The organism is Streptomyces tirandamycinicus (assembly GCF_003097515.1).
GTDB lineage: Bacteria > Actinomycetota > Actinomycetes > Streptomycetales > Streptomycetaceae > Streptomyces > Streptomyces tirandamycinicus.
In genome coordinates this window covers 6,501,329-6,516,189 of the sequence record NZ_CP029188.1, presented here as the reverse complement: position 1 = coordinate 6,516,189, position 14,861 = coordinate 6,501,329, and the positions used below count along the sequence as shown (strand labels likewise).

At 72.3% G+C, this 14,861-nt stretch carries 1 protein-coding gene; it reads left to right on the top strand.

Annotated elements, in window-relative coordinates; translation table 11 throughout:
* Window positions 1-109 precede the first annotated feature (109 nt).
* On the top strand, window positions 110-14,857 hold the full coding sequence (locus tag DDW44_RS33075; RefSeq protein WP_425275706.1) for a type I polyketide synthase: 14,748 nt from the start codon (window positions 110-112) through the stop codon (window positions 14,855-14,857).
* The last annotated feature ends 4 nt before the right edge of the window (window positions 14,858-14,861 follow it).

The following is a 14,861-nucleotide window of genomic DNA, read 5'->3' as shown; positions in this document are numbered from 1 at the left end:
CGCCGCCCTCTCTCTCCCCACCGTGCCACCTGACCACTGGCCCTTCCCGGCCGTTCTAGGACGTGACCTGATGTCAAAGCCCGCCCGTTCCTCCGACGCTGCCCAGAACATGACCGAGGACAAGCTCCGCGACTACCTGAAGCGGGTCGTCAACGACCTGCGCCAGACCCGCCGTCGGCTGGGCGAGGCCGAGGCCAAGGACCACGAGCCGATCGCCATCATCGGTATGAGCTGCCGTTTCCCGGGTGACGTCCGTTCCCCGGAGGACCTCTGGCAGGTCGTCGCCGAGGGCCGCGACGCGATCTCCGCGTTCCCCGACAACCGCGGCTGGGACCTGGAGGCGCTCTACGACGCCGACCCGGACCGCTCCGGCACGTCCTATGTGCGGGAGGGGGGGTTCCTGTACGACGCCGCCGACTTCGACCCGGCGTTCTTCGGCATCTCGCCGCGCGAGGCCCTCGCCATGGACCCGCAGCAGCGCCTGCTGCTTGAGACCTCCTGGGAGGCCTTCGAACGGGCCGGCATCGACCCGCAGTCCCTGCGCGGCAGCAAGGCCGGCGTCTTCGTCGGCAGCAACTACCAGGACTACGCGAACCGGTTGCCCGAGGTGCCCGCCGAGCTGGAGGGGCACCTCGGTATCGGCAACACGCCGAGCGTGGTGTCCGGCCGGGTGGCGTACACCCTCGGTCTGGAGGGCCCGGCCGTCACCGTCGACACGGCCTGCTCCTCGTCGCTGGTCGCCCTGCATCTGGCCTGCCACGCGCTGCGGCAGGGCGACTGCTCGATGGCGCTGGCCGGGGGCATCTCCGTGATGTCCTCGCCGGCCTCGTTCATCGAGTTCAGCCGGCAGCGGGGGCTGGCGCCGGACGCCCGCGTCAAGGCCTTCGCGTCGGGCGCGGACGGCACGGCGCTGTCCGAGGGCATCGGCATGCTGCTGGTGGAGCGGCTGTCGGACGCGCGCCACAACGGGCACCGGGTGCTCTCCGTGATCCGCGGCAGCGCCATCAACCAGGACGGCGCCAGCAACGGCCTCACCGCCCCCAACGGCCCCTCCCAGGAGCGGGTCATCCGCCAGGCGCTGGCCGCCGCCCGTCTGACGCCCGACCAGGTCGACGCGGTCGAGGCGCACGGCACGGGCACCAAGCTGGGCGACCCCATCGAGGCCCAGGCGCTGATCGCCACGTACGGCCAGGACCGCCCGGCCGACCGGCCGCTGTGGCTGGGCTCGGTGAAGTCCAACATCGGCCACACCCAGGCCGCCGCCGGCGCCGCCTCGATCATCAAGATGGTCATGGCCCTCGACCAGGGCCTGCTGCCCCGCACCCTGCACGTGGACGAGCCGTCCTCCCGTATCGACTGGGAGGCCGGGGCCGTCTCGCTGCTCACGGAGGACGTGCGGTGGCCGGCGCTCGACCGGCCGCGCCGTGTCGGCATCTCCTCCTTCGGCATCAGCGGCACCAACGCCCATGCCGTACTGGAGGAGGCTCCGCCCGTCGAGGCGGACGAGGAGAACGAGGACCGGGACGACGCCACACCGGCGGGCGTCGTCCCGTGGGTGATCTCCGCCCGGACCGCGGAGGCGTTGCGCGCTCAGGCACGACAGCTGCGTGAATACGTCGAGCAGCGGCCGGACCTGGACACCGCGGCGGTCGCCCACGCGCTGGCCACGACCCGCTCCGCGTTCGAGCACCGCGCGGTCGCCCTGGGCGGCAGCACCGGCGAACTCCTCAAGGCCCTCGACGCCCTCGCCCATGGCGAACCCTCGCCGCACGTCGTCCAGGGCGTCGCGCCGGACGAGACCGGGAGGACCGTGTTGGTGTTCCCGGGGCAGGGGACGCAGTGGGCCGGTATGGGTGCCGACCTCCTCGACTCCATGCCTGTGTTCGCGGAGTCCATCGCCCGCTGCGAGGAGGCACTCGCGCCTTACGTCGACTGGTCGCTGACCGAGGTACTGCGCTCCGGCACCGACTTGGACCGGGTCAACGTCATCCAGCCCGTCACCTGGGCCGTCATGGTGTCCCTCGCCGCCGCCTGGCAGGAACTCGGTGTCCGTCCTGACGCGGTCGTCGGCCACTCCCAGGGCGAGATCGCCGCCGCCGCTGTGGCAGGCGCCCTCACCCTGGAGGACGCGGCCAAGGTCGTCGCCGTACGCGCACGGATCATCGGCGAACACCTCGCCGGCCGGGGCGCCATGGCCTCCATCCCCCAGCCTGTCCAGGCGGTCGAGGAAATCCTGACCACCGGTGTGGGCATCGCCGCCGCCAACGGCCCCACCACCACCGTCATTTCGGGCGACAAGGACGCCGTCGAAGCCCTCGTAGCCCAACTCCAGGAGCAGGACGTACGGGCCCGGCTCATCCCCGTCGACTACGCCTCACACTCCGCACACGTCGAAACCATCAAAGCCCAACTGGCCGATGCGCTCGCGGGAATCCAGCCCCACCCGGCCGACATCCCCTTCTTCTCCACCGTCGACCCCGGCTTCCTGAACACCGAGACGCTCGACGCCGGCTACTGGTACCGAAACCTCCGCCAGACCGTCCACTTCCACACCGCCATCCAGCAGCTCACCGAGTCCGGCCACACCACCTACATCGAGTCCAGCGCCCACCCCGTCCTCACCTACAGCATCGAGGAAACCGAAGGCGCCCAGACGATCACCGGCACCCTCCGCCGAGGCGAAGGCACCCTCACCCGCCTCCTCACCTCAGCAGCACACCTCCACACCCACGGCCACCCCGTCAACTGGCCCATCACCGGCGGCAACCACGCCACCGACCTCCCCACCTATCCCTTCCAGCACCAGCGCTACTGGATCGACGTACCGGACACCACGGCGGCGCCCGCCCCGGTCCCGGCGACCGACATCGTCGACACGCGTTTCTGGGAGGCCGTGGAGAACGAGGACTGGGAGTCGCTCGCCGACACGCTCGCCGTTCCCGACGACGCCTCGCTCAGCACGGTGCTGCCCGCGCTCGCGTCCTGGCGGCAGGAGCGCAGGCGCGAGGCCACGGTGAACGACTGGCGGTACGGGATCAGCTGGAAGCCGGTGGCCGACGGGGGTGCCACGACCAGGCTCGGGGGGACCTGGCTCGTGGTGTTCCCGGAGGGGCGGGCCACCGACGACGTCGTCCGTACGGCGGCGGAGGGGCTCGCCCGGCACGGCGCGCAGGTCGTGCCGCTGGAGCTGAACGCCTCCGAGGCCGCCCGGGGGACGTACGTCGATCTCATCGGCGAGAAGCTGTCCGCGCAGGACTCTCCGCCGGCCGGCGTGCTCTCCTTCCTGGCGCTCGACGAGAGCCCTCACCCCATGCATCCCGCCATGACGGCCGGTGTGGCAGGGACGCTCGCTCTTGTGCAGGCGCTCGGTGACGCGCGCCTTGAGGTCCCGGTGTGGTTCGGCACGTGCGGGGCGGTGGCGGTCGGGGCGTCCGACGCCGTGACCAGTCCGGCGCAGGCGCAGGTCTGGGGTCTGGGCCGGGTCGTCGCGCTGGAGCAGCCCGAGCGCTGGGGCGGCCTCGTCGATCTGCCGCGCGAGCTGGACGACCGGGCCCGGGCGCGCCTGTGCGCGGTGCTGGCCGGGCTGGCGGGCGAGGAGCAGGTGGCGGTCCGCAGCTCGGGCGTCTTCGCCCGGCGCCTGGTGCGCAACCCGCTGGACGTGCGGACGCCCGAGCAGGCGGCGCCCGGCTGGCGCACCAGTGGCACGGCGCTGGTGACCGGCGGGACGGGAGCGCTCGGCCCGCACATCGCGCGGTGGCTCGCCTCGAACGGCGCCGAGCATGTGGTGCTGACCAGCAGGCGCGGCCCGTCCGCTCCGGGCATGGCCGAGCTGGCGACGGAACTGGCCGCCGAGGGGGTCCGCCTCACGGTGGCCGCGTGCGACGCCGCCGACCGCGAGGCCCTCGCGGGCGTGCTGGAGCAGCTGAAGGCCGACGGGGAGTCCCTGCGTACGGTCGTACACGCGGCGGCGTTCATCGAGTTGGCATCGCTGGCGGAGTCGGGGCTCGACGAGTTCGCGGACGTGCTGGCCGCGAAGGTGGCGGGCGCCGCTCACCTGGACGAGCTGCTGGGCGGCGACGACCTTGACGCGTTCGTGCTGTTCTCCTCCATCGCCGGTGTCTGGGGCAGCGGTGACCACGGTGCCTACGCCGCCGCCAACGCCTATCTGGACGCGCTCGCGGAGCAGCGCCGTGCCCGCGGTCTGAAGGCCAGTTCCATCGCATGGGGCGTGTGGAACGTCTGGGACCCGGAGCGGCTGCCGGAGGGCGTCAAGCCGGAGCAGCTGCAGGCGCGGGGACTGCCGTTCCTCGACCCGGACACGGCCTTCGCCGCGATGCGCCAGATCCTCGCGCACGACGAGACCTTCGTGGCCGTGGCCGAGGTGGACTGGGAGCGCTTCGTCCCTGTCTTCACCTCGGCGGGACCTCGCCCGCTGCTCGCGGGTGTTCCCGAGGCGCAGCGCGAGATCGAGGCGGCCACGTCGTCCCCCGGAACCGCGTCGGGCGCGGACGCGCCGAGCGCTCCGTCGTCGCCGCTGCGCGACCGGCTGGAGGGTCTCGCGGCCGAGGAGCGGGACCGGGTGCTGCTGGAGCTGGTGCGCGACCAGGCGGCCTCGGTCCTCGGTCATGCCTCCGGTGAGGCGGTCGAGCCGGGGCGGGCGTTCCGTGATCTGGGCTTCGACTCGCTGACCGCGGTTGAGCTGCGCAACCGGCTCAACACGGCCACCGGGCTGCGGCTGCCGGCGACCCTCGTCTTCGACTACCCCTCCCCCGATGTGCTCGCCGCCCATCTGCGGGACGAGTTCTTCGGAGCGCTGCCGGACACCGCGCCGGCCGGGACCGCCGCGGCGCCGCCGACCCTGCCGGCCGCCGACGACGACCCGATCGTCATCATCGGCATGGGGTGCCGCTTCCCGGGCGGCGTGCGCTCGCCCGAGGAGCTGTGGGAACTCCTGCTGCGCGGCGGCGACGTGATCTCGGGCCTGCCGACCGACCGCGGCTGGGACCTCGACGCGCTCTATGACCCGGACCCGGAGCAGCGCGGCAAGTCCTACACCCGGCACGGCGGATTCCTGTACGACGCCGCCGACTTCGACCCCGCGTTCTTCGGCATCTCGCCGCGTGAGGCCCTGGCGATGGACCCGCAGCAGCGCCTGCTGCTTGAGACCTCCTGGGAGGCCTTCGAGCGGGCCGGCATCAACCCCCAGTCCCTGCGGGGCAGTCGTACGTCCGTGTTCGCGGGCGTCAGCTACCACGACTACGGCTCGCGCCTCGGCGAGACCCCGGAGGAGATCGAGGGCTACCTCGGTACGGGCAACACGGCGAGCATCGCCTCGGGCCGCGTCTCGTACGTCCTCGGCCTGGAGGGCGCCGCGGTCACCCTGGACACGGGCTGCTCGTCGTCGCTGGTCGCCCTCCATCTCGCGGCGCAGTCGCTGCGGCAGGGCGAGTCCACGCTGGCGCTGGCCGGCGGTGTGTCCGTGATGGCGGTGCCCACCTCCTTCACCGAGTTCAGCCGGCAGCGCGGCCTGTCCGTGGACGGCCGGTGCCGGGCCTTCTCGGTCGACGCCGACGGCATGGGCATGTCCGAGGGCGTGGGCATGCTGCTTCTGGAGCGGCTGTCGGACGCACGCCGCAACGGCCATCGAGTCCTTGCCGTCGTCCGCGGTACGGCGATGAACCAGGACGGCGCCAGCAACGGCCTCACCGCCCCCAACGGCCCCTCGCAGCAGCGGGTCATCCGGCAGGCCCTCGCCAACGCGGGTCTCGCCCCCGACCAGGTCGACGCCGTCGAGGCGCACGGCACCGGCACCAAGCTGGGCGACCCCATCGAGGCCCAGGCACTGATCGCCACGTACGGCCAGGACCGCCCGGCCGACCGGCCCCTGTGGCTGGGCTCGGTGAAGTCCAACATCGGCCACACCCAGGCCGCTTCGGGTGTCGCGGGCCTCATCAAGATGGTCATGGCACTGCAACACGGCGTGCTGCCGAAGACGCTGCACGTCGGCGAGCCCACGCCGAAGGTCGACTGGTCGGCCGGAGCCGTCGACCTGCTGACCGAGGAGACGGCCTGGCCCAGCACGGGACAGCCGCGCCGGGCCGGTGTCTCGTCGTTCGGCATCAGCGGCACCAATACGCACGCTGTGCTGGAGCAGGCTCCCGATGACGAGCCGGTGTCGGTGTCGGAGTCTCCGGGCGTCGTGCCGTGGGTGATCTCGGCCCGGACCGCCGACGCGCTGCGCGCTCAGGCACGGCAGCTCCGCGAATACGTCGAGCAGCGGCCCGAGTTGGACACCGCAGCCGTCGCCGACACGCTCATCAACGGGCGCGCCCTGTTCGAGCACCGCGCGGTCGTCCTCGCCGAAGCTCCTGATGCCGTCGCCGCCGCGCTCGATGCGCTGGCCGCTGGGCAGCCTCACACCCATCTCGTTCAGGGCCAGGCCAAGGCCGTCGGCAAGACCGTGTTGGTGTTCCCGGGGCAGGGGACGCAGTGGGCCGGTATGGGTGCCGAACTCCTCGACGCCGTTCCGGTGTTCGCGGAGTCCATCGCCCGCTGCGAGGAAGCGCTCGCGCCTTACGTCGACTGGTCGCTGACCGAGGTACTGCGCTCCGGCACCGACTTGGACCGGGTCAACGTCATCCAGCCCGTCACCTGGGCCGTCATGGTGTCCCTCGCCGCGACCTGGCAGGAACTCGGTGTCCGTCCTGACGCGGTCGTCGGCCACTCCCAGGGCGAGATCGCCGCCGCCGCTGTGGCAGGCGCCCTCACCCTGGAGGACGCGGCCAAGGTCGTCGCCGTACGCGCACGGATCATCGGCGAACACCTCGCCGGCCGGGGCGCCATGGCCTCCATCCCCCAGCCTGTCCAGGCGGTCGAGGAAATCCTGACCACCGGTGTGGGCATCGCCGCCGCCAACGGCCCCACCACCACCGTCATTTCGGGCGACAAGGACGCCGTCGAAGCCCTCGTAGCCCAACTCCAGGAGCAGGACGTACGGGCCCGGCTCATCCCCGTCGACTACGCCTCACACTCCGCACACGTCGAAACCATCAAAGCCCAACTGGCCGATGCGCTCGCGGGAATCCAGCCCCACCCGGCCGACATCCCCTTCTTCTCCACCGTCGACCCCGGCTTCCTGAACACCGAGACGCTCGACGCCGGCTACTGGTACCGAAACCTCCGCCAGACCGTCCACTTCCACACCGCCATCCAGCAGCTCACCGAGTCCGGCCACACCACCTACATCGAGTCCAGCGCCCACCCCGTCCTCACCTACAGCATCGAGGAAACCGAAGGCGCCCAGACGATCACCGGCACCCTCCGCCGAGGCGAAGGCACCCTCACCCGCCTCCTCACCTCAGCAGCACACCTCCACACCCACGGCCACCCCGTCAACTGGCCCATCACCGGCGGCAACCACGCCACCGACCTCCCCACCTATCCCTTCCAGCACCAGCGCTACTGGATCGACGTACCGGACACCACGGCGGCGCCCGCCCCGGTCCCGGCGACCGACATCGTCGACACGCGTTTCTGGGAGGCCGTGGAGAACGAGGACTGGGAGTCGCTCGCCGACACGCTCGCCGTTCCCGACGACGCCTCGCTCAGCACGGTGCTGCCCGCGCTCGCGTCCTGGCGGCAGGAGCGCAGGCGCGAGGCCACGGTGAACGACTGGCGGTACGGGATCAGCTGGAAGCCGGTGGCCGACGGGGGTGCCACGACCAGGCTCGGGGGGACCTGGCTCGTGGTGTTCCCGGAGGGGCGGGCCACCGACGACGTCGTCCGTACGGCGGCGGAGGGGCTCGCCCGGCACGGCGCGCAGGTCGTGCCGCTGGAGCTGAACGCCTCCGAGGCCGCCCGGGGGACGTACGTCGATCTCATCGGCGAGAAGCTGTCCGCGCAGGACTCTCCGCCGGCCGGCGTGCTCTCCTTCCTGGCGCTCGACGAGAGCCCTCACCCCATGCATCCCGCCATGACGGCCGGTGTGGCAGGGACGCTCGCTCTTGTGCAGGCGCTCGGTGACGCGCGCCTTGAGGTCCCGGTGTGGTTCGGCACGTGCGGGGCGGTGGCGGTCGGGGCGTCCGACGCCGTGACCAGTCCGGCGCAGGCGCAGGTCTGGGGTCTGGGCCGGGTCGTCGCGCTGGAGCAGCCCGAGCGCTGGGGCGGCCTCGTCGATCTGCCGCGCGAGCTGGACGACCGGGCCCGGGCGCGCCTGTGCGCGGTGCTGGCCGGGCTGGCGGGCGAGGAGCAGGTGGCGGTCCGCAGCTCGGGCGTCTTCGCCCGGCGCCTGGTGCGCAACCCGCTGGACGTGCGGACGCCCGAGCAGGCGGCGCCCGGCTGGCGCACCAGTGGCACGGCGCTGGTGACCGGCGGGACGGGAGCGCTCGGCCCGCACATCGCGCGGTGGCTCGCCTCGAACGGCGCCGAGCATGTGGTGCTGACCAGCAGGCGCGGCCCGTCCGCTCCGGGCATGGCCGAGCTGGCGACGGAACTGGCCGCCGAGGGGGTCCGCCTCACGGTGGCCGCGTGCGACGCCGCCGACCGCGAGGCCCTCGCGGGCGTGCTGGAGCAGCTGAAGGCCGACGGGGAGTCCCTGCGTACGGTCGTACACGCGGCGGCGTTCATCGAGTTGGCATCGCTGGCGGAGTCGGGGCTCGACGAGTTCGCGGACGTGCTGGCCGCGAAGGTGGCGGGCGCCGCTCACCTGGACGAGCTGCTGGGCGGCGACGACCTTGACGCGTTCGTGCTGTTCTCCTCCATCGCCGGTGTCTGGGGCAGCGGTGACCACGGTGCCTACGCCGCCGCCAACGCCTATCTGGACGCGCTCGCGGAGCAGCGCCGTGCCCGCGGTCTGAAGGCCAGTTCCATCGCATGGGGCGTGTGGAACGTCTGGGACCCGGAGCGGCTGCCGGAGGGCGTCAAGCCGGAGCAGCTGCAGGCGCGGGGACTGCCGTTCCTCGACCCGGACACGGCCTTCGCCGCGATGCGCCAGATCCTCGCGCACGACGAGACCTTCGTGGCCGTGGCCGAGGTGGACTGGGAGCGCTTCGTCCCTGTCTTCACCTCGGCGGGACCTCGCCCGCTGCTCGCGGGTGTTCCCGAGGCGCAGCGCGAGATCGAGGCGGCCACGTCGTCCCCCGGAACCGCGTCGGGCGCGGACGCGCCGAGCGCTCCGTCGTCGCCGCTGCGCGACCGGCTGGAGGGTCTCGCGGCCGAGGAGCGGGACCGGGTGCTGCTGGAGCTGGTGCGCGACCAGGCGGCCTCGGTCCTCGGTCATGCCTCCGGTGAGGCGGTCGAGCCGGGGCGGGCGTTCCGTGATCTGGGCTTCGACTCGCTGACCGCGGTTGAGCTGCGCAACCGGCTCAACACGGCCACCGGGCTGCGGCTGCCGGCGACCCTCGTCTTCGACTACCCCTCCCCCGATGTGCTCGCCGCCCATCTGCGGGACGAGTTCTTCGGAGCGCTGCCGGACACCGCGCCGGCCGGGACCGCCGCGGCGCCGCCGACCCTGCCGGCCGCCGACGACGACCCGATCGTCATCATCGGCATGGGGTGCCGCTTCCCGGGCGGCGTGCGCTCGCCCGAGGAGCTGTGGGAACTCCTGCTGCGCGGCGGCGACGTGATCTCGGGCCTGCCGACCGACCGCGGCTGGGACCTCGACGCGCTCTATGACCCGGACCCGGAGCAGCGCGGCAAGTCCTACACCCGGCACGGCGGATTCCTGTACGACGCCGCCGACTTCGACCCCGCGTTCTTCGGCATCTCGCCGCGTGAGGCCCTGGCGATGGACCCGCAGCAGCGCCTGCTGCTTGAGACCTCCTGGGAGGCCTTCGAGCGGGCCGGCATCAACCCCCAGTCCCTGCGGGGCAGTCGTACGTCCGTGTTCGCGGGCGTCAGCTACCACGACTACGGCTCGCGCCTCGGCGAGACCCCGGAGGAGATCGAGGGCTACCTCGGTACGGGCAACACGGCGAGCATCGCCTCGGGCCGCGTCTCGTACGTCCTCGGCCTGGAGGGCGCCGCGGTCACCCTGGACACGGGCTGCTCGTCGTCGCTGGTCGCCCTCCATCTCGCGGCGCAGTCGCTGCGGCAGGGCGAGTCCACGCTGGCGCTGGCCGGCGGTGTGTCCGTGATGGCGGTGCCCACCTCCTTCACCGAGTTCAGCCGGCAGCGCGGCCTGTCCGTGGACGGCCGGTGCCGGGCCTTCTCGGTCGACGCCGACGGCATGGGCATGTCCGAGGGCGTGGGCATGCTGCTTCTGGAGCGGCTGTCGGACGCACGCCGCAACGGCCATCGAGTCCTTGCCGTCGTCCGCGGTACGGCGATGAACCAGGACGGCGCCAGCAACGGCCTCACCGCCCCCAACGGCCCCTCGCAGCAGCGGGTCATCCGGCAGGCCCTCGCCAACGCGGGTCTCGCCCCCGACCAGGTCGACGCCGTCGAGGCGCACGGCACCGGCACCAAGCTGGGCGACCCCATCGAGGCCCAGGCACTGATCGCCACGTACGGCCAGGACCGCCCGGCCGACCGGCCCCTGTGGCTGGGCTCGGTGAAGTCCAACATCGGCCACACCCAGGCCGCTTCGGGTGTCGCGGGCCTCATCAAGATGGTCATGGCACTGCAACACGGCGTGCTGCCGAAGACGCTGCACGTCGGCGAGCCCACGCCGAAGGTCGACTGGTCGGCCGGAGCCGTCGACCTGCTGACCGAGGAGACGGCCTGGCCCAGCACGGGACAGCCGCGCCGGGCCGGTGTCTCGTCGTTCGGCATCAGCGGCACCAATACGCACGCTGTGCTGGAGCAGGCTCCCGATGACGAGCCGGTGTCGGTGTCGGAGTCTCCGGGCGTCGTGCCGTGGGTGATCTCGGCCCGGACCGCCGACGCGCTGCGCGCTCAGGCACGGCAGCTCCGCGAATACGTCGAGCAGCGGCCCGAGTTGGACACCGCAGCCGTCGCCGACACGCTCATCAACGGGCGCGCCCTGTTCGAGCACCGCGCGGTCGTCCTCGCCGAAGCTCCTGATGCCGTCGCCGCCGCGCTCGATGCGCTGGCCGCTGGGCAGCCTCACACCCATCTCGTTCAGGGCCAGGCCAAGGCCGTCGGCAAGACCGTGTTGGTGTTCCCGGGGCAGGGGACGCAGTGGGCCGGTATGGGTGCCGAACTCCTCGACGCCGTTCCGGTGTTCGCGGAGTCCATCGCCCGCTGCGAGGAAGCGCTCGCGCCTTACGTCGACTGGTCGCTGACCGAGGTACTGCGCTCCGGCACCGACTTGGACCGGGTCAACGTCATCCAGCCCGTCACCTGGGCCGTCATGGTGTCCCTCGCCGCGACCTGGCAGGAACTCGGTGTCCGTCCTGACGCGGTCGTCGGCCACTCCCAGGGCGAGATCGCCGCCGCCGCTGTGGCAGGCGCCCTCACCCTGGAGGACGCGGCCAAGGTCGTCGCCGTACGCGCACGGATCATCGGCGAACACCTCGCCGGCCGGGGCGCCATGGCCTCCATCCCCCAGCCTGTCCAGGCGGTCGAGGAAATCCTGACCACCGGTGTGGGCATCGCCGCCGCCAACGGCCCCACCACCACCGCCATTTCGGGCGACAACGACGCCGTCGAAGCCCTCGTAGCCCAACTCCAGGAGCAGGACGTACGGGCCCGGCTCATCCCCGTCGACTACGCCTCACACTCCGCACACGTCGAAACCATCAAAGCCCAACTGGCCGATGCGCTCGCGGGAATCCAGCCGCGCCCGGCCGACATCCCCTTCTTCTCCACCGTCGACCCCGGCTTCCTGAACACCGAGACGCTCGACGCCGGCTACTGGTACCGAAACCTCCGCCAGACCGTCCACTTCCACACCGCCATCCAGCAGCTCACCGAGTCCGGCCACACCACCTACATCGAGTCCAGCGCCCACCCCGTCCTCACCTACAGCATCGAGGAAACCGAAGGCGCCCAGACGATCACCGGCACCCTCCGCCGAGGCGAAGGCACCCTCACCCGCCTCCTCACCTCAGCAGCACACCTCCACACCCACGGCCACCCCGTCAACTGGCCCATCGGCAAGGGCGGTCGGCACGTCGACCTGCCCACCTACCCCTTCCAGCACCAGCGCTACTGGATCAACCCCACCCCCGACAGCCGGACGAACCTCTCCGGCGCGGGCCTGGCAGCCGCCGGCCACCCGCTGCTGGGGGCTGCCGTGGAGCTGGCCGGCACGGACGCGCACCTGTTCACCGGGCGGCTGTCGTTGCAGAGCCACCCCTGGCTGGCCGACCACGCCGTGTCCGGAACCGTGCTGCTCCCCGGCACCGGGTTCCTGGAACTCGCCCTCCAGGCCGGCCACCACGTCGGCTGCGGCACCGTGGAGGAACTCACCCTCGAAGCACCCCTGATCCTTCCCGAACGGGGCGGGTTGGACGTGCAGTTGAACGTGGGCGCACCTGACGACTCGGGGCGGCGCGAGATGACTCTCCACTCACGCGCGCAGGAGGCCGGCAGCGACGAGCCGTGGACCCGGCACGCCACCGGTACCCTGACTCCCGCAGCGGAGTCCCCGAGGCCGGACGCCGACCTGACCGCATGGCCGCCCGCCGGGGCCGAGCCGGTGGAGACCGAGGGCTACTACGACAGGCTGGCCGAGCAGGGCTACGGGTACGGCCCTGCCTTCCACGGCCTGCGGGCCGCGTGGCGGCGCGGTGACGAGGTCTTCGCCGAGGTCGCCCTGCCGGAGGAGGAGTCCGCCGAGGCCACGGGGTACGGCATCCACCCGGCGCTGATGGACGCGGCCCTGCACGCGCTGGGTCTGGGCGTGCTGGCCGCGGCGGGCGAGGGCCGGGCGCGGCTGCCGTTCTCGTGGAGCGGGGTGACCCTGCACGCGGCGGGCGCCGCCGCGCTGCGGGTGCGCGTGGCTCCGCTCGGGGACGCCGAGGACACTGTGTCGGTCACCGTGGCCGACCCGGCCGGCATGCCGGTCGCCACGGCCGAGTCGCTGGTCGTACGGCCGGTGGTCACCGCGCAGTTGGAGGCGGCCGGTTCCTCCGTGAACGACAGCCTGTTCCGCATGGACTGGGTGCCGGCCTCCGCGGGGCTCTCCCCCGTCGCGGCGCGGCGCTGGGCGGTCGTCGGGCCGGACCCGCTGCGGGTGGGACGGACGCTGGAGGAGACCGGTGCGACGGTCTTCGCAGCCGACGACCTGGACTCCGTGGCCACACTGGACGTCGTCCCGGACGTGGTGGTCGTGCCGTACGCGCCTCAGCAGGACGGCACCGACAAGCTCGCCGCGCGGGTCCATGAGGTGCTGTACGGGGTGCTGGACCTGGTCAAGCGCTGGTTGGCGGAGGAGCGGTTCGCCGACTCCCGACTGGTCCTGCTCACCCGCAACGCCGTCGTCACCTCACCCGACGACACACCCGACCTCGAACACGCCGCCATCTGGGGCCTGATCCGCTCCGCCCAGTCCGAACACCCCGACCGACTCGTCCTCATCGACACCGACCACCACACCCCCGACCTACCCACCGCCCTCACCACCGGCGAACCCCAAATCGCCATCCGCGACGGCAAGTACCTCGTACCGCGCCTCGCCCGCACCACCCTCCAACCCGCCCCGGAGTCGACCCCCGCCTTCCACCCCGACAGCACCGTCCTGATCACCGGCGCCACCGGCACCCTCGCCGGACTCCTCGCCCACCACCTCGTCACCCACCACCACGTCCAAAACCTCATCCTCCTCTCCCGACGCCCCGCCCACACCCTCGCCACCACACTCGACGAACTCGGCGCCCACACCACCATCGTCACCGGCGACGTCACCGACCCCGACACCCTCACCCACACCCTCACCCACCACCCCATCACCGCCGTCATCCACACCGCCGCCACCCTCCACGACGCCACCCTCGACACCCTCACCACCCACCACCTCGACACCGTCCTCAACCCCAAACTCGACGGCGCCCTCCTCCTGCACGAACTCACCACCCAACACACCCCCCACCTCGAAGCCTTCATCCTCTTCTCCTCCGCCGCCGCCACCTTCGGCGGACCCGGACAAGCCGCCTACGCCGCCGCCAACACCTTCCTCGACACCCTCGCCCACCACCGTCACACCCACGGCCAACCCGCCCTCTCCCTCGGCTGGGGCCTGTGGGAAGACCGCTCCACCATGACCGGCAACCTCACCCACACCGACCTCCACCGCATGACCCGCCACGGAGTGTCCGGGCTCTCCGCGGCCGAGGGGCTGGCGCTGTTCGACACCGCGTGTGCGTCGGGCGAGCCGCACCTGCTGCCGATCCGGCTCGACGTCGGGGCGCTGCGGCGGCGGGCCGACGACGACAGTCTTCCGGCGCTGCTGCGGGGTCTGGCCCAGCGTCGGGTGCGTCGTCACACCGCGGAGGCCGGCATGCGACGGCCCGCGGAGTTGTCGCTCGCCGAGCGGCTCGCCCGGGTGTCCGGGGAGCAGCGGGCGCAGGCGCTGGAGGACCTGGTCGTCGCGCAGGTGGCTGCCGTGCTGGGCTACGCGTCGACGGCCGCGGTCGAACCGGACCGCGCCTTCAAGGACATCGGCTTCGACTCGCTGACGGCGGTCGAGCTGCGCAACCGGCTCAACACGGCCACCGGGCTGCGGCTGCCCGCCACGCTGGTCTTCGACCAGCCGACTCCGCAGGCGATCGCCCGCTTCGTGGAGCGGAAGCTGTTCCCGCAGGAGACCGCGCAGACCGCACCGGCGCCCGCGGCCGCGCCGGACTCCGGCCACGAGACCGGAGCCATCGACGCCATCGACGAGATGGACGTCGACCTCCTCATCAACCTTGCTTTCGACGGCGACAGCGCCGGATCCGACGCGGAGCGTGAGTGACCCC

Coding starts and splice junctions, on each gene's coding strand:
- DDW44_RS33075 (WP_425275706.1), top strand. CDS start 110: ATGACCGAGGACAAGCTCCGCGACTACCTGAAGCGGGTCGTCAACGAC.